The organism is Pseudomonas protegens, from assembly GCF_003363755.1.
GTDB classification, from domain to species: Bacteria; Pseudomonadota; Gammaproteobacteria; order Pseudomonadales; family Pseudomonadaceae; genus Aquipseudomonas; species Aquipseudomonas danubii.
Genome location: NZ_CP031396.1, coordinates 2,543,090 through 2,566,984 on the forward strand (window position 1 = coordinate 2,543,090; position 23,895 = coordinate 2,566,984).

At 60.3% G+C, this 23,895-nt stretch carries 20 protein-coding genes; 10 read left to right on the forward strand and 10 right to left on the reverse strand.

All coding sequences use genetic code 11. From position 1 onward, the window contains the following. Positions 1-23: 23 nt before the first annotated feature. The 3 genes from cgtA to rplU form a co-directional block, all read right to left on the reverse strand. Positions 24-1,247: an Obg family GTPase CgtA gene (gene cgtA / locus DWF74_RS11300; RefSeq protein ID WP_102865445.1), complete on the reverse strand. Its 1,224-nt coding sequence runs from the start codon at positions 1,245-1,247 to the stop codon at positions 24-26. Positions 1,248-1,441: 194 nt separating this feature from the next. Further along, positions 1,442-1,699, reverse strand: coding sequence for a 50S ribosomal protein L27 (rpmA, locus tag DWF74_RS11305; protein ID WP_003228360.1), 258 nt, complete (start codon positions 1,697-1,699; stop codon positions 1,442-1,444). A 35-nt stretch (positions 1,700-1,734) separates the two neighbouring features. Continuing rightward, entirely contained in the window at positions 1,735-2,046 is a 312-nt protein-coding gene (rplU, locus tag DWF74_RS11310; protein ID WP_007924746.1) for a 50S ribosomal protein L21, read from the reverse strand. Between the two features lie 263 nt (positions 2,047-2,309). On the opposite strand from rplU, the gene DWF74_RS11315 reads away from it, so the two are divergent. From DWF74_RS11315 to DWF74_RS11325, 3 genes are all read left to right on the forward strand, one after another. Beyond that, entirely contained in the window at positions 2,310-3,278 is a 969-nt protein-coding gene (locus DWF74_RS11315) for a polyprenyl synthetase family protein (RefSeq protein WP_016967027.1), read from the forward strand. Positions 3,279-3,392: 114 nt separating this feature from the next. Beyond that, on the forward strand, positions 3,393-3,734 hold the full coding sequence (locus DWF74_RS11320) for a zinc ribbon domain-containing protein YjdM (RefSeq protein WP_016967028.1): 342 nt from the start codon (positions 3,393-3,395) through the stop codon (positions 3,732-3,734). 204 nt (positions 3,735-3,938) lie between these two features. Further along, a complete protein-coding gene (locus tag DWF74_RS11325) occupies positions 3,939-4,208 on the forward strand; it encodes a PA4570 family protein (protein ID WP_102865444.1) in 270 nt (89 codons plus the stop codon). A gap of 89 nt (positions 4,209-4,297) precedes the next feature. Here the strand turns inward: DWF74_RS11325 and DWF74_RS11330 are convergent, their stop codons facing one another. The 3 genes from DWF74_RS11330 to DWF74_RS11340 form a co-directional block, all read right to left on the reverse strand. Beyond that, positions 4,298-4,915 carry an FKBP-type peptidyl-prolyl cis-trans isomerase gene (locus tag DWF74_RS11330; RefSeq protein WP_044465159.1) on the reverse strand — a complete coding sequence of 206 codons (618 nt, stop codon included), beginning with the start codon at positions 4,913-4,915 and terminating at the stop codon, positions 4,298-4,300. A gap of 126 nt (positions 4,916-5,041) precedes the next feature. Continuing rightward, positions 5,042-5,347, reverse strand: a complete 306-nt coding sequence (locus DWF74_RS11335) for a DUF6482 family protein (protein ID WP_115580972.1) — start codon at positions 5,345-5,347, stop codon at positions 5,042-5,044. 133 nt (positions 5,348-5,480) lie between these two features. Further along, positions 5,481-5,969, reverse strand: coding sequence for a TIGR00645 family protein (locus tag DWF74_RS11340; RefSeq protein ID WP_102865442.1), 489 nt, complete (start codon positions 5,967-5,969; stop codon positions 5,481-5,483). 161 nt (positions 5,970-6,130) lie between these two features. On the opposite strand from DWF74_RS11340, the gene DWF74_RS11345 reads away from it, so the two are divergent. Then, a complete protein-coding gene (locus DWF74_RS11345; protein ID WP_115580973.1) occupies positions 6,131-7,960 on the forward strand; it encodes a hypothetical protein in 1,830 nt (609 codons plus the stop codon). A gap of 3 nt (positions 7,961-7,963) precedes the next feature. On the opposite strand, the gene DWF74_RS11350 is transcribed toward DWF74_RS11345, so the two are convergent. Together DWF74_RS11350 and DWF74_RS11355 are read right to left on the reverse strand one after the other, a co-directional pair. Next, a complete protein-coding gene (locus DWF74_RS11350; protein WP_102865440.1) occupies positions 7,964-8,305 on the reverse strand; it encodes a hypothetical protein in 342 nt (113 codons plus the stop codon). A 213-nt stretch (positions 8,306-8,518) separates the two neighbouring features. Beyond that, complete coding sequence (locus DWF74_RS11355; protein WP_102865439.1) at positions 8,519-10,957, reverse strand: Lon protease family protein; 2,439 nt, start codon at positions 10,955-10,957, stop codon at positions 8,519-8,521. Between the two features lie 276 nt (positions 10,958-11,233). On the opposite strand from DWF74_RS11355, the gene DWF74_RS11360 reads away from it, so the two are divergent. The 4 genes from DWF74_RS11360 to DWF74_RS11375 all read left to right on the forward strand — a co-directional run bounded on the left by DWF74_RS11360 (position 11,234) and on the right by DWF74_RS11375 (position 14,688). After that, a complete protein-coding gene (locus DWF74_RS11360; RefSeq protein WP_011063564.1) occupies positions 11,234-11,722 on the forward strand; it encodes a DUF3015 domain-containing protein in 489 nt (162 codons plus the stop codon). 92 nt (positions 11,723-11,814) lie between these two features. Further along, the gene (locus DWF74_RS11365) at positions 11,815-13,668 is read left to right on the forward strand and encodes a DUF4105 domain-containing protein (RefSeq protein ID WP_102865438.1); all 1,854 of its coding nucleotides are present in this window, start codon (positions 11,815-11,817) and stop codon (positions 13,666-13,668) included. A 99-nt stretch (positions 13,669-13,767) separates the two neighbouring features. Beyond that, positions 13,768-14,124, forward strand: a complete 357-nt coding sequence (locus DWF74_RS11370) for a hypothetical protein (RefSeq protein WP_115580974.1) — start codon at positions 13,768-13,770, stop codon at positions 14,122-14,124. 72 nt (positions 14,125-14,196) lie between these two features. Then, positions 14,197-14,688: a GreA/GreB family elongation factor gene (locus DWF74_RS11375; RefSeq protein WP_102865436.1), complete on the forward strand. Its 492-nt coding sequence runs from the start codon at positions 14,197-14,199 to the stop codon at positions 14,686-14,688. A gap of 6 nt (positions 14,689-14,694) precedes the next feature. On the opposite strand, the gene gdhA is transcribed toward DWF74_RS11375, so the two are convergent. Next, positions 14,695-16,032 (reverse strand): NADP-specific glutamate dehydrogenase, encoded by a 1,338-nt coding sequence (gene gdhA / locus DWF74_RS11380; protein ID WP_102865435.1) that lies wholly within the window; start codon positions 16,030-16,032, stop codon positions 14,695-14,697. Between the two features lie 322 nt (positions 16,033-16,354). Then, positions 16,355-18,019 (reverse strand): energy-dependent translational throttle protein EttA, encoded by a 1,665-nt coding sequence (gene ettA, locus DWF74_RS11385; protein WP_092309880.1) that lies wholly within the window; start codon positions 18,017-18,019, stop codon positions 16,355-16,357. Positions 18,020-18,301: 282 nt separating this feature from the next. Between ettA and DWF74_RS11390 the strand changes: the two genes are divergently transcribed. Both DWF74_RS11390 and glyA read left to right on the forward strand, forming a co-directional pair. Further along, entirely contained in the window at positions 18,302-22,150 is a 3,849-nt protein-coding gene (locus tag DWF74_RS11390; protein ID WP_115580975.1) for a sensor domain-containing protein, read from the forward strand. Between the two features lie 193 nt (positions 22,151-22,343). Continuing rightward, positions 22,344-23,597, forward strand: coding sequence for a serine hydroxymethyltransferase (gene glyA / locus DWF74_RS11395; protein ID WP_102865433.1), 1,254 nt, complete (start codon positions 22,344-22,346; stop codon positions 23,595-23,597). The last annotated feature ends 298 nt before the right edge of the window (positions 23,598-23,895 follow it).

The window sequence follows — 23,895 nt, forward strand, 5'->3', positions numbered from 1 at the left end:
GCGGACAAGCCCGCACCACAGGATCAGTCGCGGACGTAGATGATTTCCGGGCCGTCCTCGTCATCCACATCCTCTTCATCCCAGTCATCGTCGCCGATGTCATGGACACTCTTGACGCCGCTACGGCGCAGGGCACGCTGATCGTCCAGCGCCTGCAACTGGGCACGCGCCTCATCTTCGATGCGCTGATCCAGCTCGGCCAGCTCATCGGCATAGGCCGGGTCGGCTGCCAGGCGATCGGCACGATCTTCCAGATAACGCATGATGTCGCGACTCAGACGCTCGGTACCATCCTTGGAGATGGCCGAGATCACGTACACCGGACCAGTCCACTCCAGGCGATCAACGATCTCCTTGACGCGCTCCTCACGCTCCTCCTCAAGAATCTGATCGCTCTTGTTCAGCACCAGCCAGCGCTCACGCTCAGCCAGGGACGGACTGAACTTGACCAACTCGTTGACAATCACTTGCGCAGCATCCGCCGGATTGGTTTCATCCAGCGGAGCCATGTCCACCAGATGCAGCAGGATGCGCGTACGCGCCAAGTGCTTGAGGAAGCGAATCCCCAGGCCAGCGCCATCGGAAGCCCCTTCGATCAGACCTGGAATATCGGCGATTACGAAGCTCTTCCAGCGGTCGACACTGACCACGCCCAGGTTGGGCACCAGCGTGGTGAATGGGTAATCAGCTACTTTCGGCTTGGCGGCGGAAACCGAGCGAATGAAGGTACTTTTACCGGCATTCGGCAAACCCAGGAGGCCGACGTCCGCCAACACCTTCAATTCCAGCTTGAGATCACGCTGCTCACCCGGCTTGCCCGGAGTGGTCTGTCGCGGCGCACGGTTGGTACTGGACTTGAACCGGGTGTTGCCCAGTCCGTGCCAGCCACCCTGCACCACCATCAGGCGCTGACCAGCCTTGGTCAGGTCGCCGATGACTTCCTGAGTACCGGCATCAATGATGGTGGTACCGACCGGAACCCGCAGCTCCAGATCCTCGCCTTTCTTGCCGGTGCAGTCAGTGCTGCCACCATTGGAGCCGCGCTCAGCATCGAAGTGCCGGGTATAACGGTAGTCCACCAGGGTGTTGAGGTTTTCGTCTGCGACCATGTAGATCGAGCCACCATCACCACCATCACCGCCGTTGGGACCACCGTTCTCGATGAATTTTTCCCGACGGAAACTCATGCAGCCATTGCCGCCGTCGCCAGCTTTTACTCGAATCGAAACTTCATCAACAAACTTCATGATCAAACGCCTCTCACCGCACGGGCGAGCTGAAGAAACCAAGACATAAGACTCTTGCAAAAATGAGCGCAGCGACCTCAATCAACGACCGAAACATCCAACGCTGCCAGCTCGTACAAACAGTTTTGCAAGAGACTCATCCCACAAACGAAAAAGCCCCGTCGCGAGACAGGGCTTTTCCAGCGATCGCGCAATTAAGCTGCGACGACGCTCACGTAACGACGACCGAAGGCGCCTTTTACTTCAAACTTGATCACGCCTTCGATTTTCGCGAACAGGGTGTGATCTTTACCCATGCCAACGCCGTAGCCAGCGTGGAATTGGGTGCCGCGCTGACGCACGATGATGTTGCCGGCCTTGATGACCTGGCCGCCATACATCTTCACGCCAAGGCGTTTGGCTTCTGAGTCGCGACCGTTACGGGTACTACCACCAGCTTTTTTGTGTGCCATGAGTTCAATTCTCCTAGTGAGGAATTAGGCTGAAATTAAGCCTGAATACCGGTGATTTTGATCTCGGTGAACCACTGGCGGTGGCCCATACGCTTCATGTGGTGCTTACGGCGACGGAACTTGATGATGCGGACTTTATCGTGACGACCTTGGGAGATCACTTCAGCCTTGACGGTTGCGCCAGCAACAACAGGTGCGCCGATGTTCACGTCGTCGCCATTGGCAACCAACAGAACGCGGTCAAAAGTCACGGACTCGCCAGTGGCGATTTCCAGTTTTTCGATCTTCAGGTATTCACCTTCAGCGACCTTGTATTGCTTACCGCCGGTAACGATTACTGCGTACATGGTATTTCTCCGATAATCCTGCTCACCCAGCTCTTTATAAGAAGAGGTATTGGCTGGCATGGCTGCATGGGGCTGGAACGGCCCAAGTGCAATTGCGTAAGGCAGGTGCTGCCCAGGAAGTTCAGGGTGCGCGATTGTACGCAAGGCACAATAGCGATGCAAGTGCCGTTCAGGCGGCGGCAAGCACCGCCGGGAGCGCGCCTTGACACCTGCGGACGCGGGTCCTAGCATGCCGCGCAACCCTTCTGGAGCACCTGTCGCTGATGCAACCCCAAGCTTTCTACCGCGCGGTGGCGGACGATTTTAGCGCCGTCGACGGCATCATCAAGAAACAGCTGACTTCCCGAGTGCCGCTGGTTTCAAAAATTGGCGACTACATCACTTCGGCCGGAGGCAAGCGCCTGCGTCCTTTATTAGTGCTGCTGTGTGGCAAGGCACTGGGGCGCGAAGGCGACGATTTGCGCCTGCTGGCCGCCACCATCGAGTTCCTGCACACCGCCACCCTGCTGCATGACGACGTGGTCGACATGTCCGGCATGCGCCGTGGCCGCTCGACCGCCAACGCTATGTGGGGCAATGCGCCCAGCGTACTGGTGGGAGACTTCCTGTACTCCCGTTCGTTCGAAATGATGGTTGAACTGGGCTCGATGCCGGTCATGCGCATCCTGTCCCAGGCCACGCGGATCATTGCCGAAGGCGAAGTCCTGCAACTGTCCAAGGTGCGCGACGCCAGTACCACCGAAGAAACCTATATGGAAGTCATCCGCGGCAAGACCGCGATGCTCTTCGAAGCCTCGACCCACAGCGCAGCTGCCCTGGCCGGCGCCACACCGGAACAGGCCGAAGCCCTGCGCACCTTCGGCGATCACCTGGGCGTGGCCTTCCAACTGGTGGACGACCTGCTGGACTACCGTGGCGACGCCGAAACCCTGGGCAAGAACGTGGGTGACGACCTCGCGGAAGGCAAACCCACCCTGCCGCTGATCTACACCATGCGCGAAGGCACCCCAGAGCAGGCAGCCCTGGTTCGCCAGGCCATCCAGAAAGGTGGTATCGAAGACCTGGAAAGCATCCGCGCCGCCGTTGAGGCTTCGGGCTCCCTGGACTACACCGCGCAATTGGCCCGCGACTACGTGGCTCGCGCCATCACCTGCCTGGAGGCTCTGCCACCCAGCGAATACCGCGACGCTCTGGTGGAGTTGAGCGAATTCGCCGTCGCTCGCACCCACTAAAGCGCACCGGCTCCTGCCGATTGGCAGGAGCCGGCGCAACTCCCCAGCGCCCCCTCCCCGAAAAAACCCTATACAATGTGCGCTTTTTAGCCATCCTGACTTTGAGGAGCTTAAGTGAGCACTTTGCCACCCTGCCCAAAATGCAATTCCGAATACACCTACGAGGACGGCACCCAGCTGATCTGCCCCGAGTGCGCCCACGAGTGGTCCGCCAGCGGCGAAGCCGAAGCCGCATCCGATGAAGCCGTGAAGAAAGATTCGGTGGGCAACGTGCTGCAAGACGGCGATACCATCACCGTGATCAAGGACCTCAAGGTCAAGGGCACCTCCCTGGTGGTCAAGGTCGGCACCAAGGTCAAGAACATCCGCCTGTGCGATGGCGACCACGACATCGACTGCAAGATCGACGGCATCGGCCCGATGAAGCTCAAATCCGAGTTCGTCCGCAAGGTCTGACGCCTGCACCCTCTCGCGCCTGCCGCGAGAGGGTATCCCGCCTATACCCCCGCCATGCTTGATCCACACACCTGCTAGCGAAAAGCCAGCCAATTTGATCGAAAACAATTTCCACACAGAAAAAAGCAGAAACCGCCAATAGGTACTTGCTATTCATTGAATAAGAATTATTCTCATTGAACCCCATTCAAGGAGATGACACCCATGACTTATTTGATTGATGCCTGGCTGGACCGCCCACACCCCTACCTGCGCATCCTGCATCGGGAAACCGGGGAAGTCTGTGCTGTGTTGGAAGAGGAAGCCCTGAGCGAGCTGCAGGACCAGGGAGATCTGGACCTGATCGGCTTGAGCTCCAGCGAGCCGCTGGTTCTCAAGGAATTGGTGCGCAACCTGTTTTTGTTCTGCTACGCCAGAGCCTTGCGGCCAACCGGCGCCGATGGCCACAGCCTGGGCGCAAAAATTCGTCTATGAAACCAAAACCGCGAAAGGGGCAAGTTGGCCGAGGATGAACTGACCGCGCGTGCGCGGCCGTCATCGCCAGCCATCTGGCCCCTACCGGGTTACAGAACGTCCAGCAGCTCGACGTCGAACACCAGAACGCTGTGCGGCGGGATGCTGCCCACGCCTTGTGCGCCGTAAGCCAGTTCGCTCGGCACGTACAGACGCCATTTGCTACCGGCGTTCATCAGTTGCAGCGCTTCGGTCCAGCCGGCGATCACGCCGCCTACCGGGAACTCAGCAGGTTGGCCACGCTCGTAGGAGCTGTCGAACACAGTGCCGTCGATCAGGGTGCCGTGGTAGTGAGTACGCACGCTGTCTTCACGGGATGGCTTGGCGCCGTCGCCCTGGGTCAGCACTTCGAACTGCAGACCGGAAGCCAGAGTGGTGATGCCTTCACGCTTGGCGTTTTCCGCCAGGAAAGCCAGACCGGCACCCGCAGCAGCTTCGGCTTTGGCAGCGGCTTCAGCTTGCATGATTTCGCGGATGACCTTGAAGCTCGCGGACATTTCTTCCTGACCCACACGGCTTGGCTTACCGGCGAAAGCGTCGGTCAGACCCGCCAGGATCGCGTCCAGGCTGACGCCCGGTGGAGGGTTGTCGCGCAGTTGGTCGCCCAACTGACGGCCAATGCCGTAGCTAACGCGGGTTTCGTCGGTGGACAGATTTACTTCGGACATGACACTGCTCCGCTGTGCGGACGGCTCGGAAAGGCCGCAGGAACACAGCGCCTCCCGGAGCGCCCGGAATCAAAAGGGCGAGCAGACTAGCACAGAAGCCCGGCACGGATCATCGCCGTGCAGGCCTCAGCTACCCGAGTGCAAAGTGATGGGCACTTTCAAGCTTTCCTCGACACCCACGGACAAGCCGCACATCTCGTCATGCACTGACGTGTGAATCAGATTGAACGGCAACTTGGGAAAGGACTGCAGGACCTCACGAGCATGCTCCACGGAGCGCAGATGAAACATCTGACCCTGGGCATCGCTCAGTGGATAAGCCGCCCCGTGCATGCGCGCCTCAAGCAGATAGATTCCGCCCTCCAGGGAGATCAGATTCAATTCGTCGACTTTTCCGGCAATGGCGTAGGCATTCATTTCTTGCAGATTCATGAGAGCACCTCGTGCTTTTACAGCCCTGACAGCTACAGGCATATGCCCCAGCCAGGAAAAGCACAAGCCACAAACAACGCCGCCCGTCCGTTTCGCAACGGCCGGGCGGCATTCGTTCACGCAGCGAAACCTGTCAGTGCTTGGTCAGCTTGTCCAGGTAACCCATGGCAAACGCCGAAATCACGAACGTCATGTGAATCACCACGTACCACAACAGGTACTCGGTAGGGATGTTCTTGGCATCCATGAACACTCGCAGCAGGTGGATCGACGAAATCGCCACGATGGACGCGGCCACTTTCATCTTCAACGACGAAGAATCCATCTTGCCCAACCAGTTGAGCTTCTCCTTGTCTTCGTCGATGTCCAGTTGCGACACGAAGTTCTCATAACCGGAGATCATCACCATCACCAGCAGACCACCTACCAGCGCCATGTCGATCAACGACAACAGCACCAGGATCAGGTCGGACTCGGCCATGGAAAACACATTGGGAATGACGTGGAAGACTTCCTGGAAGAACTTCAATGCCAGTGCCAGCAAGCCCAGAGACAAACCGAAGTAGATCGGCGCCAGCAGCCAGCGTGAGGCATACATTGCATTCTCGATAAAACGTTCCATTGAATCTCGCACCCGGTGTAAAAACGGCGGCGAGTATATCAGCGCCGGAAACCCCCATAAACCACAGACAATCACCTGATCCACGGGTTTTTCCGGGCGTATTTTCTGCTAGTGTCGAAGCCATTGCTAACGCTCACCGACATTGGACAGGAAGATTGGAAATGGATGTGCGATTGCCTTTGGCCAGTGTCGGCCTTGGTCTGGCGCTGCTGATCAGCGGCTGTTCTCCCAGCGACGAAAAGAAACAGGCGAGCCTCGAAGAGAAAACCGTACAGTTTGAACAGTCGCTGGACGCCATCCAGGATCCGAAGCTCAAGGACGCCATTGCCAATCTTGGTGGCTCCCTCCTGCTGCTGGAACGAGCACAGCTCAAACTTGACAGCAAGCCGCTGGAAACCGAATACGGCGACGACAGCCTGGCCCTGCTCAAGCACTATCCCACTGCACAAGCCTTGGTGGACACCTACGTCAACGGTCTGTTCGTACTGCGCAAATCCTCCAATTCCGACTACCTGACCGATCTGCAGCCCGTCTTCCCCTTCAGCTTCAACATGCCCACACAGTTCCCGTTTCCCCACGGGCTGGAATGGCAGTCGGTCACCCTCAGCAACAAAAAAGTCATTCCCTTCCAAGCCGAATGGTCGGAGACCGATCCGGGCATCCAGCTCAGCCCCTCCAGCTCCAACCTGACCAATCCGGATGACTTGACCATCACCTACCCCTTTATCGAGGGCCTGGAGGTGGACAACAAGAATCAGCCGCAGCCAGTTTCCCTGCAAGGCAAACTGGAGGTGATAGCCCCAGGTCGGGTGCTCGCTTTTGAACTGACCAAGGCCGACATCGGCAAACCGCGTCAGGACGGCAATATCCGCCTGACCCTGTTGACGCTGGACAGGAACGTTGCCGAGATCGAGCTGAGTAATAGCGCCCCCCTGCCCGCAGAAGCCAATGATGTCGCCCTCAATCCCTTGCTGGCCCAGGCCCGTGACAGCAAGGGGCAGATTCTGTCCCGCGCAGGCTCGATCAACGAAAGCGCCCAACAGATTGCCTTCTACCAACAGCAGTTGGCCGAGATGCAAAAGCAGAAGGCGTGGAGCGAGGCATTCGAGAAACAACTGGAGGACGAGCAAAAGGCCTTCGACCAGCAACACACCGATCATTACACCAAGGTGTATTTCAATGGCCTGGTGGATCGGCTGGAAGTCGCGGTACTGGATTTCTCCCAGGCCAGCGTCACGCGCAAGGACCTGGACCTGCCGGTACATCGTTTCGACCGCAATACCACCGACAGAAACATCCAACCGCTGCCAATGCCGGTGGTGGTCTATGACGATCAAGCCCCCCACTACCTCAAGGGCGCACAGCTGGACGAAGAGTCACTGAAAAAATCCGTGACCATCAGCCAGTCGGTGGAAGATGCCAGCGCAGCGCGCATCGAGTTCAGCCACCCGCGGACCTTCAATGATGAGTTGCTGGGCTCAGAGTTCAGCACCAACGATACCCCGCTGACTTTCTTCACCCAGAACGAGAAGGGCCAACGGGGTGAACCGATCGAACTGCCGGACGAGGCCTTCGACATCGACCCATTGCGGGGCGTCATCACCTACGACCTCAACCTTTTCCCGGAAACCCCCGCCTACGCCGTAGGCTCCATTCCTCTGTTCCTGGCCACCATCGAGAAGAGCAGCATCAACGCTCAACAGCTGCCCAAAGGCCTAGAACTCAGGGGCAACGCCTTGATCGTCGACCAGAAACTCTTTCCTGCTGATGCCTGGCGCTTCTTTGCCAAGGACGCCAGCGGCCAATACCTGAAGGAGATTCTTGCAAGCAGCCACAGTGCCTCGGCCGACGGTACGGCGTTATTCGATGTGCACTACTTCTACGGCGAGCCCAGCCAGTTGGAAAGCTACACCCGCAGCACACTCGACACTGTGCAATACGGCTTTGAGGTCAAGCTCGACAAAGCCGAGTCGACGCCCCCGGCCCCCTAAGGATCAGTGTTCGGGATGGAACTGGAAATCACCGGCATGGCGTCCCCGCTCACCATTGATCTGACGTAACTGGGCCTGCAGATGCAGGCACCAGATCTGTGGATCATCGGCCAGCTGATAGCCATGGGTGGTCAGGCTTTCAACAATCGAATCAAGGATGGACTCCGCCACCACAGGTCCACAGAACGGGCCTTGGGACTTGATCGCTGAGGGTTGTTCACCCGCCATTCCGGCGGCGAAGAGAAGGGTCCACATACCGTTGTCCCCCGCCAGTGGGCGGACGCTGCATTCGATACGGGTGACCAAGCCAAGGCATTGGCGGGTGAGGCAAAGGTTGCGCGACATGGCGGCGACCCTCGGTAGAACCACTGTTCAGCCTTCAATAGAGGACTGTTTCGATCCAGCGACGACTGTCGTTCTCCTTGCCCTGAGAATAGAAGAAAAGCCTGATAAACAAAGTTGACCGATCCAACAGGCGCCGAATGGTCTATTTTGAGAAATTGGCGTCAGCCCTCTGACGCCGCTGGCGAGGGACAAAGCCCTCGCCAGCGGCCACTGTCACGCCGGCTTGGCCTCTGTCAGCGCCTCTTGCGCCAGTTCCTTTTCCGCTTCTTTCAGGTCTTCTTCGCTGATCATCTCGGCAATGACCCGCAGGCGCTCCACCACCCGCGCGTTGACGCTGCCTTCGGGGAACTGACCTTCGGCATCCGGTTCACCAGCCGGCTCGCCCACCAGCAGGCTCAGGGCCTCATCAGCCTGACGCACCGCATACACATGGAACTGTCCAGCACGTACGGCCTGCAGTACCTTCTCGTCGAGCATCAAAGTGGCCACGTTGGCCTGAGGAATGATCGCGCCCTGCTCTCCCGTCAAGCCGCGGGCTTCGCACAGGCGGAAGAAGCCTTCGATCTTCTCGTTGACTCCGCCCACAGCCTGCACCTCGCCGAACTGGTTGATCGAGCCGGTGATGGCGAAACACTGTTTGAGTGGTGTTTTCGACAACGCCGAAATCAACGTGCAGGCCTCCCCCAGCGAAGCACTGTCGCCATCCACGTAGCCGTAGGACTGCTCCAGGGCAATGCTCGCGGAAATCGCCAGGGGGAACTCCTGGGCATAGCGACTGCCCAGGTAACCGGTCAGGATCATCACCCCCTTGGAGTGGATGGGCTGGCCAAGATTGACCTCGCGCTCGATGTCGACGATGCCACTGCCACCGGGGTAGACCGTGGCGGAAATCCGCGCTGGCACGCCGAACGCCGAATCCCCCACCTCCAGTACCGTCAGGCCGTTGCACTTGCCCACGGCGGCACCATCGGTGTCGATGAGAATGATGCCGGCGAGCATGTCATCGAGAATCCGTGCCGATACCCGACCGGTACGCGTCGCCTTGGCCTTCAGCGCCCTTTCGATATGTCCAGCATCAGTCATTTCGTCCGAAGCCAGGTGGCGGATAAAGTCGGCCTCGCTGACCAATTGGAACAGGTCGCCGATCCGCGCCGACAGACGCCCCTGGTGCTCCGCCAGACGCGCGCTGTAGGTGGCCAGGCGCGCCACCGCATCAGCGGTCAGCGGGGCCATGCCCTCCTCCGAGGTGCGGGTTTTCAGCAACTGGGCAAACTGCTCCAGGCTTTCATCCACCATCGGGATGTCTTCGTCGAAGTCCACCAGTACCCGGAACATTTCCTGGAAGTCCGGATCCAGGTCCTGCAGCGTGTAATACAGCTGGCGAGCACCAATGATGATGACCTTGACCTGCAGCGGAATCATCTGCGGCGTCAGGGTCACGGTCGCCAGACGCCCCATCTCGCCCAGAGGCGATTCCATCTTCAGCTTGCGCGATTGCAGGGCACGCTTCAGGGCGTCCCAGACAAAGGGTTCGCTGAGCATCTTCTCGGCTTCCAGAATCAGGAAACCACCATTGGCTCGATGCAGTGCACCGGGACGCAACTGCCGGTACGTGGTGTAGAGCGCGCCCTGGTCGGTGCTGTACTCGATCCGGCCGAACAGGTTGTCGTAGGTCGGATGCGGCTCGAACACCACCGGCGCGCCGCCACTGGCCGGGTGGCCCACCACCAGGCTTGGGCAGTACTGTTCTTCCAACAGCTTGCGTGCCACCGCATCGGTCTTGCTGTCGTCCACCAGTTGCTCGACCACGGTCTTCAACAGATAGACCTGCATGGCTTGCAAGTAACCGCAGACCGCAGCGTTTTCCGCGTACTTCTCGGACAGTGGCGCCAACAACGGCTGCAGGGCCAGGGTGATGGTTTCTTCATTGAGCTGACGCAACTGGTTGCTCGACTCGCGCTTCCACTGCGGCAAGCTCGCCAGCTCTTCATTAAGGCGCTCTTCCAGAGCGGAAATATCCTCGTGGAAACGCTCGCGATCAGCCTCCGGCAGTTGGGCGAACTCGGCTTCGTCCAGGGCCTTGCCATCGAGCATCGGGGTAAAGGCGATATTGCTGCTGTCGCGGTACAGCGCCACGTCCTTTTCCAGGGCCAGACGCTCGATCACGTCCAGGGCGCGGTCGTAACGCTGGTTGAAAGCGCGGTCGATGGCGCTCTTCTTCTGCTGATAGGACGGATGCTCGAAGACTGCCGGGAACGTCGCCAGCAGGTTATCGATCAAACCGTTGATGTCGCTGATGAAACTGCCCGCGGCACCGGCCGGCAGTTCCAGCGCCCGAGGCTCCCGGGGCTCGTCGAAATTGTTGACATAGACCCAGTCTGACGGGGTCTGCAGGCGCTTGCCTTCAGCCTTCAGGTAACGCTTTACGAAAGAAAAGCGCCCCGTGCCGGGTTCCCCCATGACAAACACGTTGTAACCGGGGCGTGGCATGGCCACGCCGAACTGCAAGGCTTCGACCGCACGTTCCTGGCCAAGCACACCGCGAAAGGGCTCCAAATCATTGGTGGTCGAGAAGCTGAACTGTTCAGCAGAGAAAGGACGGGTCAGCGCTTCAGGCGCAAGACGCAGGCTGGCAGCAACAGGATCAGGCATCGGGCTTCCTTACATCAGGCGGGGCAGATGGCGGCATTCTGGCGCCGGGTATGCCCGGCTGGCAAGGCGCGCCTCAGGGGAAAGCATAGACAAGGCGGATACAGCTACCCGCCCCATGTAAAACCAGCTATTTCAGGCATTGTTTTGTAAAAATCTACGGAACCCATGGAACCTGCCTAAACTCCAAACTGCGCGGCTGGATAGATAACCGGCCCACTGGCGCCAATCAGCGCCAGTCTCCCTGTCCATTGGTATGCACACAAAGAGAACAACGCTATGAAACGGATTCTTCTCGGTACTCTTTTCACCGCTGTATCCCTCAACGCCATGGCTCAGGCGCCAGGTGGTCCGGATTGCGGCTGGGGCAACATGCTGTTCGAAGGTCAGCGTGGTACTCCAGCGCACTTCCTGGCTTCCACCACCAACGGCACCTCCGGTAACGCGACCTTCGGCATGACTTCCGGCACCAACGGCTGCTCCACCAATGCATCACTGACTTACGGTGGTAAATCCTGGTTCGCCATGAACGGCATGATGAACGAGCTCTCCGAAGACATGGCCAAGGGCCAAGGCGAAGCCTTGACCACCTACGCCGTGGTACTCGGTGTCGCCCCTGAAGACCGTGCGCACTTTGCTGCGGTCACCCACGAACACTTCCAACAGATCTTCAGCAAGGCTGACGTGACCGCGGAAGATGTGCACACCAATACCCTGGCCGTGTTGAAGAACGATGCGCGCCTGGCGAAATACGCCACTCCAGCTTAAGCTCGACCCGCCCGCTCCCTCCGGGGAGCGGGTTTTGTCTTCTTGACCTTGCCCATCTTGGGTCTTTGTATTTCCGACTTAAGTTGCCCACCATGCTCAAACGCCTTGCCTACCTGGCGCTCTTTGTCTGCGCCCCGCTGTATGCCGCGCCCCACATCGATCCCCAACGTTTGCAGCAACTGGCCAATGACCCGTTCTGGATTTCCATCGGACACTATGAAACCGCCAAGCTGGGCGGCTGGCGCAGTTATGTCAGCGATCCGAAGTTCTTCCTCGCAACCGATGGCGCCCACCATCCCGACGCCGAGCTGAGCGCGACGCTGAACGCCCTCTACGCTGCCCCCGACGCCGGTGACCGGCATGCGCAGTGCGTCTATCCGTCCCGCACCCGCTGGCTCAAGGCACAACTGGGGCTGAATGACTTGCCCCAGGTCGAGTGCACCGAATTCAAACAATGGTTCAAGGATGTCTCGCCCCACAGCACCGTGATGATTTTCCCCGCGGCCTACCTCAACAGCCCCTCCTCGATGTTCGGCCATACCCTGCTACGCATCGACCAGGCCGACGTACAAAGCAACAACACGGCCCTGCTCAGCTACGCGATCAACTTCGGTGCCTATATCGAAGGTTCGGACAACAGCATCCTCTACGCGTGGAAAGGCCTGATGGGCGGCTACCCCGGACTGTTCGCCCTGGTGCCCTACCAGGAGAAGCTTTCGGAGTACCGCAGCCTGGAAAACCGCGACCTGTGGGAGTACCGCCTGAACCTGACGCCAGTTGAAACCGAACGCATGGTGGAGCATGTCTGGGAGCTCAAGCAGATCAAGTTCGACTACTTCTTCTTCGACGAGAACTGCTCCTACCGCCTGCTGGAGTTGCTACAAGTCGCCAGGCCCAGCCTGCGCCTGACCGGACAATTCCCCTTGACCGCTATTCCCACCGACACGGTGAAGGCGGTCAAGGACGCCGGGCTGGTGGAGCGCATCGACTATCGCCCGTCCCGGGAGCGGGAGCTGCTCAGCCGCGCCCAGCCCCTGAGCCACGACGAACAGCAATGGGTACTCAAGGTCAGCGCCGATCAGAAACAACTGCAGGGCGCCGAGTTCAAGGCCCTGCCGCGGGCTCGCCAGGCCTTGATCGTCGACGCCGCCTATCGCCTTGAGCGTTACCGGGCCAACGGGCTGGAACGCGATACCGAGCGCTCCCAGCGCAGCTTCGAACTGTTGCGGGCAATCAACCAGAACCCCGCGCCGGAACTACAGATCGAACGCCCTGGCCTGCCGGAAGATGGTCACCAGTCCCGTACCTGGCAACTGGGGCTCGGAACCCGGGACGACAAGGCCTTTGCCGAATACGGCCTGCGCATGGCCTACCACGACCTCAATGACAACGCCGAGGGTTTCCCATTGGGGGCGCAGATCGAAATCCTGCAGATGAAACTGCGCCAGTACGAAGGCAACCGCTGGCAGTTGCAACAACTGGACCTGGCGACCATCCGCTCCCTGACTCCACGCAACGAACTGCTGCAACCCTGGTCCTGGCAAGTCACTGGCGGCCTGGAGCGGGTGCCTGGCAAGCACGACGATGAAACCCTGGTCAGCCACGTCAACGGCGGCGCCGGCGGTACCTGGCAGTTGGGCGAGGACACCCTGGGTTTTGTCCTGGGCACAGTGCGGGTAGAACACAACGCCGACTTCGCCGGGTTCATCGCCCCGGCGGCAGGCTTCAACTCCGGGCTGCTGTGGAAGAACCCACTGGGCAACTTCAGCCTCGAAGCCAAGGGCGATTACTTCACCAACGGCGAAGTGCGCCGCAGCCTGAGCCTCAACCAACAATGGGAACTGTCCCGCAACCTGGGCCTGCGCCTGAGCGCGCAGCGCGAGTTCAGCCAATTGGCTAGCCCGGTCAACGAAGTCATGCTCGAACTCAAGTGGTATCACTATTAAGAACAGCTGCAAGCCTCAAGTTGCCAGCGACAAGGTTTTCACGCGTCGCCGACAATCGCCCTTCTAGACTTCACTCAGGTGAAGCCTGGGAGTGACTCGATGTGGCGTTATGGTTGGGCAGTGCTGGCACTGGCACTGATCGGTGGTTGTGAGTCGAACCACGAGTATTTGCTCAAGCAAGGCTATCCGCCGGCCTTTGTCGACGGCTTCGACGCTGGCTGCGTCAGCGGCCGTCAGGCGGCAGGATCGATCAGCGGGGAGTATCGCAAGGACGTTCCGCGCTACCTCAAGGACCCGCAGTATGCCGAGGGCTGGAACGATGGTTTCCGCCAGTGCCAGGGCATGCTGGAGAACCAGGACCGCAATGAGAACCGGGAACGTCACTGGAACGAACGGGAACGTGCCTGGCAGCAGGAGAAGGACCGTGACGCGGCTCGGGCCTATCGCTCGCAGTAAGTCGTTTTCAGCTAACCGCCCGGGTCAAAAGCCTGCAACCATGGTCCATCGCTCCCTTTAAGGAGAACAACCATGAGCCGCGCTTTCGTCAATGAAGATCTGGCCGCAGCCCAGGTCGAGCAACCCGTGGAACGTCAGATCAGCACCCTGCCCAACTACGTCACGCCCCTGGGTTTTGCCGAGTTGCAGGCCAAGGTGGCAGAACTGCACAGCCAGCACTCGGCACAAACCGACTTGGGGGACGCCGCAGACCAGCAGCAGGTGGCGGAACTGGAACGGGACCTGCGCTATTTCTCGTCACGCCTGCACAGCGCCCAGGTGGTCAATGCGAGCACCTGCGACAAGGTGCAGATCGGCAACCGGGTGACCTTCGCCGATGAACAGGATCAGCAACAGAGTGTGCAGCTGGTTGGTGAAGATCAAGCCGATGCCGCCAGAGGCCTGATCAATTGGGCCTCGCCCCTGGGCCGTGCCCTGATGGGGGCGCAACCCGGTGACGAAGTCCTGTGGCAACGGCCGGCTGGGGATCAGTTGATCGAAATCATCCGAATCGAACTGGCCTGAGACGGCTCAGACCACGCCCTGGGCCAGCATGGCATCGGCAACCTTGACAAAGCCGGCGATGTTCGCCCCTTTGACGTAGTTGATCCGACCGTTCTCTTCGCCGTAATGCACGCAAGCATGGTGGATCGACTGCATGATGGCGTGCAGCTTGCTGTCCACTTCACCGGCAGTCCAGAGCAGGCGCATGGCGTTCTGCGACATCTCCAGCCCGCTCACCGCCACTCCGCCGGCATTGGATGCCTTGCCCGGCGCAAACAGAATGCCGGCGTCGATAAAGATATCCACAGCCTCCAGGGTGGTGGGCATGTTGGCGCCTTCGGCAACACAGGTGCAGCCGTTGCGCAGTAAGCTGCGGGCAGCATCGGCATCCAGTTCGTTCTGTGTGGCGCACGGCAGGGCGATGTCGCAGGCCAGGTCCCATGGCGTCTTAGCGGCCCGGAACTCCAGGCCGAAGCGGCTTGCCAGCTCGCTGATCCGCCCGCGGGTGACGTTCTTCAGCTCCAGCACCGCCAGCCATTGGTCTTCGCTCAAGCCCGATTCGCAATACAAGGTGCCCTCGGAGTCGGACAGGGAAATCACCTTGCCCCCCAGGTCCATCACCTTGCGCGCGGCATATTGCGCCACGTTGCCGGAACCTGAGATCGCCACGCGCTTGCCCTCGACCCGGTCGCCACGACGCTTGAGCATCTCCTCGGCGAAGTACACGCAACCGAAACCTGTGGCCTCCGGGCGGATAAGACTGCCGCCGTAGCTGATGCCCTTGCCCGTAAAAACTGAAGTGAACTGGTTGCTCAAGCGCTTGTACTGACCGAAGAGGAAACCGATTTCCCGGGCCCCCACACCAATGTCTCCCGCCGGCACGTCCACATCGGCACCGATATGCCGGTACAGCTCGGTCATGAAGGCTTGGCAGAAGCGCATCACTTCAGCATCGCTCTTGCCTTTGGGATTGAAGTCGGAGCCACCCTTGCCGCCGCCCATGGGCAGGGACGTCAGGGAGTTCTTGAAGGTCTGCTCGAAGGCGAGGAATTTCAGCACCCCCATGTTGACCGACGGATGGAAGCGCAAGCCGCCCTTGTAGGGACCGATGGCGCTGTTCATCTGGATGCGGAAACCGCGATTGACCCGGACCTTGCCCTGATCGTCGACCCAGGACACGCGAAACACCACAGTGCGTTCCGGTTCGCAGATTCGCTCGAGAATACCGGAGCTCAGATAGTGCGGATTGGCCTCGAGAAATGGCCAGAGGCTGCGCAGGACCTCTTCCACCGCCTGATGAAACTCAGGTTGGTCCGGATCGCGCTTTTTCAGGCGGGCGAGGAAATCTTCGACGGATTCGATCATGGGAAGTCTCGGCAAATTTATTGTCGTTAAGGGGAGATTTGCCCGGGACTTTATCAATTCAACTCGCACCGCGACAGCGCAAAATGTCGCAGATATGAATTTAAATGGTGCATTAGATATAAATGACGACGATTTCCAGGGATTTTGTGCACGGATTTGGTGGCACAAATTGCATGGCCTGCACGTTTTTGGGGAGCCGCAGAAAACCCTTCGCCGGTCAGCCGACGCCTACTGCAACGGCAGTATTTTTCTAGGCGCCGACTTACCGGCGAACAAAAAAAACGGAGCCCGAAGGCTCCGTTTTTTTCAAGCAGCGAGCCGATCAGGCCAGCTTCTTGTGCCGCACACGGTGCGGTTGCGCTGCGGCTTCGCCCAGGCGCTTCTTGCGATCGGCTTCGTACTCGGTGTAGTTGCCTTCGAAGAACACCGCTTGCGAATCGTCTTCGTACGCCAGGATGTGAGTGGCCACCCGGTCCAGGAACCACCGATCGTGGGAAATCACGATGGCGGCGCCCGGGAAGTCCAGCAGGGCTTCTTCCAGGGAACGCAAGGTTTCGACGTCGAGGTCGTTGGACGGTTCGTCGAGCAGCAGGACGTTGCCGCCCTCTTTCAGGGTCAGGGCCAGGTGCAGACGGCCACGCTCACCACCGGACAGGTCCTTGACGAACTTCTGCTGGTCGCCACCCTTGAAGTTGAAGCGACCGACGTAGGTACGCGACGGGATCTCGTAGTTACCAATGCGGATCTGGTCGGAACCGTCGGAAATCTGCTGGAACACGGTCTTGCTGCCGTCCAGGTCCTCACGGCTCTGATCCACACAGGCAAGCTGCACGGTTTCACCGATCTCGATGCTGCCCGAATCCGGGGTTTCCTTGCCCATTAGCATGCGGAACAGGGTCGATTTACCGGCACCGTTACCACCGATCACGCCGACAATGGCGCCTTTGGGCATGGAGAACGACAGGTTGTCGATCAGCACGCGATCGCCGTAGCCCTTGGTGACGTTCTTGAACTCGATGACCTTGTCACCCAGGCGCGGACCGGCCGGGATATAGATCTCGTTGGTTTCGCTGCGCTTCTGGAATTCCTGGGACTGCATTTCCTCGAAGCGTTGCAGACGAGCCTTGGATTTCGACTGGCGGGCCTTGGCGCCTTTGCGCACCCACTCCAGCTCTTCCTTCATGGCCTTTTCATGGGCCGACTGCTGCTTGGATTCCTGGGCCAGACGCGCGGACTTGGCTTCCAGCCAACCCGAATAGTTGCCCTCGTAAGGAATACCGGCGCCGCGGTCGAGTTCGAGAATCCAACCGGCGACGTTGTCCAGGAAGTAACGGTCGTGCGTAATCGCGACCACGGTGCCTGGGAAGTCGTGGAGGAAGTGTTCCAGCCAGGCCACGGAATCGGCATCCAGGTGGTTGGTTGGCTCGTCGAGCAGCAGCATGTCGGGGGCGGACAGCAGCAGGCGGCACAGGGCCACACGACGCTTTTCACCACCGGACAGGTGCTCGACCTTGGCGTCCCAGGCCGGCAGGCGCAGGGCGTCGGCGGCCACTTCCAGCTGGCGCTCCAGGTTATGACCGTCGCTGGCTTGCAGGATGGCTTCCAGCTTGGCCTGCTCGGCGGCCAGCTTGTCGAAATCGGCATCCGGCTCGGCGTAGGCGGCGTAGACTTCGTCCAGGCGTGCCTGGGCGTCCTTGATCACGCTCACCGCTTCCTCGACCACTTCACGCACAGTCTTGGTTGGATCCAGTTGCGGTTCCTGAGGCAGGTAGCCGATGTTCAGGTCCGGCATCGGACGGGCTTCACCTTCGAACTCGGTATCGACGCCGGCCATGATTTTCAGCAGCGTGGACTTACCCGAACCGTTGAGGCCCAGTACGCCGATCTTGGCGCCGGGGAAAAAAGACAGGGAGATGTTTTTCAGGATTTCCCGCTTCGGCGGAACAACTTTGCCCAGCCGATGCATGGTGAAGACGTATTGAGCCATGGTGAACCTAGCGTCAGTGACAGATGAATAGAACGGGCCGGGCCCGGGCCAGGCCATGCGCGGCACCGGCATTGACCATGATCAATACCGACGGGCGGAAAAAGCCTGATTGTTTGGAGCTGGAACGCTCCCGCGTAACCGGCAAAACTACCTCAATGCACGATCCAGGTCCAGCCAAGCGGGACTGGCACTTTGCCACAACTCAAGGCATGCTAGCCGCCCTTCGGGCGTCCGGCTTATAGTGCACGTCGCGCCAGCCCAGCCAAACCGCAGGATCACAGCTTGTCCAACGTCATTTCGCCACAGCCCGCGCGCGCTAAAGCCTCCGCGTCGGCCCTTCCTTTGCGGGGCACACTCAAAGGCGCACTGGCGACGCTGGTGCTATTGCTCCTGGCCCTGTTGTTCTGGCAACTGCTCGATCAACTGCAGCAAACCCGCAAGGACCAGCGCCAGCACGCCATCGACTACAGCGCCGATCTGGCCGACCACCTGAGCCTGAACCTGGCGCTCAATGCCCAGATCGCCCTCAATCTGCTACCGACCGTCGAAGCCCCCCAAGACAGCCAGCAACAACAGCAACTGCTGCAAAAGCTCCAGCGCTCCCTGCCGGACGTCCGCAGTTTCGCCCTGCTGGACAGCCAGGGGCAGATCCTCAGCGACAGTGCCGCCGACAGCCAGGATGCTCTCTGGCTCGCCGAACTGGTCCAGCGCAGCCGTTCCCAGCGCTATTACTACAGCAATCCTGCCGACGGTTCAGTGGTGCATGTCTTGCTGCACCAGGCCAGTGGCTCGACTCGCAGTTTCTGGGTACTGCGCATGTCCCCCAGTTTCCTGCAGACCCTGGTGCGGCAAAGCGAGGAAGGTTTCAAGCCGACTTGGGTGATCGAGAATCGCCTGAGCCGACAGGTGATCAAGCGCGATGAACGCAGCGCCCCGACCCCAGGCATGCTGGCCCCCGACGAGATGGCCAGCAGTGTGCTGCTGGTGCCTTTGAACAATAGCGACTGGCAACTGCGCGGGCTGTTCGACCAACGGGCGGTGATCGAGGAACTGCTGCCGGCCTTTATCGGCAAGTGCCTGCTGGGCCTGGCGTTCTCCCTGCTGCCGGTGATTGCCCTGCTCAACATGCGTCGGCGCCAACGCCAGCTCCACGAGGGCCGGCGACGCTATCAGGATATTTTCGAGGGCACAGGGGTCGCCCTCTGCGTCCTGGATATCTCCGGGCTCCCGGAGCTGCTCGGCCAACACCATTTACACAACAGCGAGCAGCTCAAGCGCTGGCAAACCAGCCATCCGGACCACCCTCGCCAGTTGCTGAAAGAATTGCGCATCACCGAAGTCAATCAGGTGGCGCTGCGCCTGCTCAATGTCGAATCCAGCGACCAGGCCTGGCAACTACTGATCGAAGGCTGCCCGAAGAACGGCAACGCCATCGGCGGCCAGTTACTGGAAGCCGTGGTCAACCAGCAGAAACAGTTGGAACTGGAGATCAAGCTCAGCGACGCCCAGGGCAATGACCAGCATCTATGGCTGGTACTGCGCCTGCCGGAAGCGACAGAGGATTACAGCGCCGTGATCCTCAGCATCAGCGACATCACCAGCCGCAAGCTGATCGAGCTGTCGCTGCTGGAGCGCGAAGGTTTCTGGTCGGACGTGGTGCGCACCGTGCCCGATCACCTGTATGTGCAGGACGTGATCAGCCAGCGGATGATCTTCAGCAACCACCACCTGGGCCAGACCCTCGGCTACAACAAGACCGAACTGCACCAGATGGGCGAGTACTTCTGGGAAATCCTCCTGCACCCGGAAGACGCCGACCTCTATCACCGCCTGCGCCAGGAACAGCGCCACTCGGCCTACGCCCAGCTCCTGCAATGCCAACTGCGCTTCCGCCACCGCAGCGGCCAGTGGCGGCGCTTCGAGATCCGCGAACAGGCCCTGGCCCGGGATCGCTACGACCAGGTGACGCGAATCATCGGCGTGGCCAAGGACATCACCGACCAGATCGAGGCCAGCGAGTCGCTGCGTGACAGCGAACAGCGCTACCGCATGCTCGCCGAAAGCATCAGCGACGTGATCTTCTCCACTGACAACAAGCTGTCGCTGAACTACGTCAGCCCCTCGGTGCATGCGGTGCTCGGCTACGACGTGGAGTGGATCTTCCAGAATGGCTGGCAGTCCACCATCGCCAACCCACAGCAACTGGCCGGCATCTACACCCTGATGGACCGGGTCAGCAAGGCCCTGGACAAGCCCGAGCAACTGGCGCAGTTGCGCAGCCAGGTGCAGACCCAGCTGTTCCTGTTCGACTGCCTGCGAGCCGATGGGCGCAAGATCCCCATCGAACTGCGCCTGGTCCTGGTGTGGGACGAACACGGCGCCTTCGAGGGCGTACTCGGGGTTGGCCGCGATATCAGCCAGCAACGCCGGGCGGAAAAAGACCTGCGCATGGCGGCCACGGTATTCGAGCACTCGACCTCGGCGATCCTGATCACCGACCCCGCCGGCTACATCGTCCAGGCCAACGAAGCCTTCAGCCGGGTCAGCGGCTACGCGGTGTCCCAGGTGCTTGACCAGTTGCCGAACATGCTCACCGTCGACGACCAGCAGGAAGCCCACCTGCGTTATGTGCTCAAGCAGTTGCACCAGCACAGCAGCTGGGAAGGCGAAGTCTGGCTCAAGCGCCGCAATGGCGAGCACTACCCGGCCTGGGTCGGCATCACTGCAGTGCTCGACGATGAAGGCGACCTGGCCAGCTACGTGTGCTTCTTCAGCGACATCAGCGAGCGCAAGGCCAGTGAACAGCGGATTCACCGCCTGGCCTACTACGACGCCCTGACCCACCTGCCCAACCGCACCCTGTTCCAGGACCGTCTGCACACCGCGCTGCAATCGGCGGAGCGGCAGAAGTCCTGGGTGGTGCTGATGTTCCTCGATCTGGACCGTTTCAAGCCGATCAACGACTCCCTGGGCCACGCGGCGGGCGATCGCATGCTCAAGGAAATGGCCACCCGCCTGTTGGGTTGCGTCGACGATGACGACACCGTGGCGCGCATGGGTGGCGACGAATTCACCCTGCTCCTGCAACCGCGCGCCAGCCGCGAGATTGCCCTGAACCGGGCCATCAATGTGGCCGAGAAGATCCTCGCCAGCCTGGTCAAGCCCTTCGTCCTCGAAGGTCGGGAGTTCTTCGTCACCGCCAGTATCGGCATCGCCCTGAGCCCTCAGGACGGCAAAGAACTGAGCCAGCTGATGAAGAACGCCGACACCGCGATGTACCACGCCAAGGAGCGCGGCAAGAACAACTTCCAGTTCTACCAGGCCGACATGAACGCCAGTGCCCTGGAGCGCCTGGAGCTGGAAAGCGACCTGCGCCACGCCCTGGAACAGGAAGAGTTCGTGCTCTATTACCAGCCGCAGTTCAGCGGCGACGGCAAACGCCTGACCGGTGCCGAGGCGCTGCTGCGCTGGCGTCATCCGCGCCGCGGGCTGGTGCCGCCGGGCGACTTCATTCCGGTCCTGGAAGAACTGGGCCTGGTGGTGGATGTGGGCGACTGGGTAATCAGCGAAGCCTGCCGCCAGCTCAAGTCCTGGCACCAGGCCAAGGTGCGGGTGCCGAAGGTCTCGGTGAACATTTCCGCGCGGCAGTTCTCCGACGGCCAGCTGGGCATGCGCATCGCCACCATCCTCAAGGACACCGGCCTGCCGCCGGCGTGCCTGGAGCTGGAGCTCACCGAAAGTATCCTGATGCGCGAAGTCAGCGAGGCGATGCAGATTCTCGACGGCCTGAAGAATCTGGGCCTGAGCATCGCGGTGGACGACTTCGGCACCGGTTATTCATCGCTGAACTACCTCAAGCAGTTCCCCATCGACGTGCTGAAGATCGACCGCACCTTCGTCGACGGCCTGCCGTCCGGCGAGCAGGATGCGCAGATCGCCCGCGCCATTATCGCCATGGCCCACAGCCTGAACCTGGCGGTAATCGCCGAGGGCGTGGAAACCCACGAGCAGCTGGAGTTCCTGCGCGAACACGGCTGCGACGAGGTCCAGGGCTACCTGTTCGGCCGGCCGATGCCAGCCAACCGCTTCGAAGCGCAGTTCAGCAACGACGCGCTGTTCATGTTCGACTAACCCCCGCGTACGTAGGAGCCGGCTTGCCGGCGAAGGCGATTCAGGGGCCTCTTCGCTGGCAAGCCAGCTCCTACGAGAGATCACGTACTACGTGAAGGCCACTTGTCTGCGACATGATGTCCTTTCATATGCCATCTAAAACCCATTGGGTTAGAATGCCTCCCCTTTCTGCCCCCGATCCTTGAGGACCGCCATGTTCAGCCGTGATTTGACTATTGCCAAGTACGACGCCGATCTCTTTGCCGCCATGGAGCAAGAAGCTCAGCGTCAGGAAGAGCACATTGAGCTGATCGCTTCGGAAAACTACACCAGCCCAGCGGTGATGGAAGCTCAAGGCTCGGTACTGACCAACAAATACGCCGAAGGCTACCCAGGCAAGCGCTACTACGGCGGTTGCGAATACGTCGACGTGGTTGAGCAACTGGCCATTGATCGCGCCAAGGAGCTGTTCGGCGCCGACTACGCCAACGTCCAGCCACACGCCGGCTCCCAAGCCAACGCAGCGGTCTACCTGGCCCTGCTGCAAGGCGGCGACACCATCCTGGGCATGAGCCTGGCCCACGGCGGTCACCTGACCCACGGTGCTGCCGTTTCCTCCTCCGGCAAGCTGTACAACGCTGTTCAGTACGGCATCGACGCCAACGGCCTGATCGACTACGACGAAGTCGAGCGCCTGGCCCTTGAGCACAAGCCGAAAATGATCGTGGCCGGTTTCTCCGCCTACTCGCAGATCCTCGACTTCCCGCGTTTCCGCGAAATCGCTGACAAGGTCGGTGCCTACCTGTTCGTCGACATGGCCCACGTGGCCGGTCTGGTCGCCGCTGGCGTCTACCCGAACCCAGTACCATTCGCCGACGTGGTCACCACCACCACCCACAAGACCCTGCGCGGTCCACGTGGCGGCCTGATCCTGGCTCGCGCCAACGCCGACATCGAGAAGAAGCTGAACTCCGCAGTATTCCCGGGCGCCCAGGGTGGCCCGCTGGAGCACGTGATCGCCGCTAAAGCGATCTGCTTCAAGGAAGCGCTGCAGCCTGAGTTCAAGGCCTATCAGGAACAAGTGGTGAAGAACGCCCAAGCCATGGCCGAAGTGTTCATCGCACGCGGTTTCGACGTGGTTTCCGGTGGTACCAAGAACCACCTGTTCCTGCTGTCGCTGATCAAGCAGGACATCTCCGGTAAAGACGCCGACGCCGCTCTGGGCAAAGCGTTCATCACCGTGAACAAGAACTCCGTGCCTAACGACCCACGTTCCCCGTTCGTCACCTCCGGCCTGCGCTTCGGTACACCGGCCGTGACCACCCGTGGCTTCAAGGAAGCCGAGTGCAAGGAACTGGCCGGCTGGATCTGCGACATCCTGGCGGACCTGTCCAACGAAGCGGTGATCGACGCCGTGCGTGAGAAGGTCAAGGCCATCTGCAAGAAGCTGCCGGTATACGGCGCTTAATCAGCCCGCAGACCGCAACAGAAAAAGCCCGGCCCAGCGCCGGGCTTTTTTGTGCCTGGATGGCCGCCGCACCAGGCGCTGAAAGGAGCCTGCGAGGTCTTGCGAACGCAAGATACTCGGGCGGCCGTCCCGGCCGATCGCAACCTACGGCAGCGGCTACAGTGGCCAGGGAAGGAAAAACCACTGGTCAGACCGGTAAAGCCAATTTTCGTTCAGCCTCTTGTAAACCCATAAAACCCGAGCGTAGACTGCGCCTGCACTGGACATACCGGTAAGACCACAATAATTAAGTCCTCCA